The organism is Lysobacter enzymogenes (assembly GCF_017168095.1).
GTDB classification, from domain to species: domain Bacteria; phylum Pseudomonadota; class Gammaproteobacteria; order Xanthomonadales; family Xanthomonadaceae; genus Lysobacter; species Lysobacter enzymogenes_D.
The window spans coordinates 1-437 of the sequence record NZ_LXSD01000136.1 but is presented as its reverse complement, the minus strand read 5'-3'; the positions used below and the strand labels follow the sequence as shown (position 1 = coordinate 437).

The following is a 437-nucleotide window of genomic DNA, read 5'->3' as shown; positions in this document are numbered from 1 at the left end:
GTGCCGCCAGCGCGGCGGCGAGCCACAGCGCGGCCATGGCGAGACGTCGCCGCCGGCCCGCATCGGCGATCGCGGCCGCGCCCTCCGGCTGCGACGGTGCCGCCTGCGTCCTTTGCGCTCGTCCGCGCGCCGGCCACGGCAACCGCGGCTGCAGGCGCGGCCGCAACCGCAACCGCAAATGCATCCATGTCGTCGTATCCATGCTCACTCCACTGTCAACGCGGCCGGCACGTCGCCGCCCGCCGCTTGCGCGCCGCCGGCTTCGCGCACGTGCACGAAATAGCCGCCGGCGCGGTCCATGCGTCCGCGGATGAAATATTCGCCGGCGCGCGCGCCGGCCAGCAGCGGCCAGCGCTCGGCGCGGCCGCCGGCGCCGGACACGATCCAGGCCACCAATGCCTCGGCCGGCGGCGGCGTGCGCCCCGGCGCGGCCTGCA

General features: G+C 76.9%; 1 protein-coding gene. It reads right to left on the bottom strand.

Going from position 1 to position 437, the window contains the following annotated elements:
- Window positions 1-204: 204 nt before the first annotated feature.
- Window positions 205-437, bottom strand: a 233-nt coding sequence (locus tag A7A76_RS03840; protein WP_206409953.1) for a hypothetical protein, incomplete at its 5' end; no start/stop codon positions are given.